Raw genomic sequence first — 675 nt, 5'->3', positions numbered from 1 at the left:
CATCACGACCGCGCCCTTGCGGCCCGGCAGATCGGCGGAGAAACTCGCCGCGACCTGACCGGGCGCCTGCGTCAGCAGCGGGCCGCGCAGATGGCCCAGAATGGTGTCGCGCACCAGCCGGCTCTCGTCGATCATCACGCTGACCGCCTGGGCATGCGCCTCGCCCGAGAGCAGGTTGAAGCCGGCGCGGGCCTCGGCCACTGTGGCCGAGATCAGCGCGTCATAGACCGGGTTGCCGACCCCGAGCCGCTCCGCCGCGATCGCGATGAAGCCCTGGTTGCGCGTCTGCGCGATGGAGGTGCCGCCAGCGCTGCCGCCACCGCCGGAGCCTCCGCCGCCATCGGGGCCGAAGGAATTGTCGTTGCGKGTCATCGTCAGCGTGACGTTCTGGCTGTCRTAGSCSAGCGACGGTGTCAGGAAGGCGAGGTTCGAGGTCACCGTCGAGAAACGGCCGGAGACCCCGCCCGAGGCGGTCAGGATCGTGTAGTTGGTCGAGGCTGCGTAATTGCCACTCTCGGCCAGCACCTGCACCGTGCCGCCCGAGATCGTCGCCGAGCCCGACGCCACGATCCTGTCGCCCTGGCCGGCCGCGTTGATCTCGACCTGATAGGTCGAGCCACTCGCGAAGGCGACATTGCCGGAGACCGTCAACGTCCCGATCGAGTTGCCCGGCGC

At 69.4% G+C, this 675-nt stretch carries 1 protein-coding gene; it reads right to left on the bottom strand.

The annotated features are described in order from the left end of the window. Positions 1-675, bottom strand: a 675-nt coding sequence (locus tag AC1DS0_RS30790; protein ID WP_476817997.1) for an autotransporter outer membrane beta-barrel domain-containing protein, incomplete at both ends; no start/stop codon positions are given.

It is taken from the genome of Allobosea sp. P4_H5, from assembly GCF_056400825.1.
The sequence above is the reverse complement of the archived record's forward strand: the minus strand, read 5'-3'. Positions and strand labels throughout refer to the sequence as shown.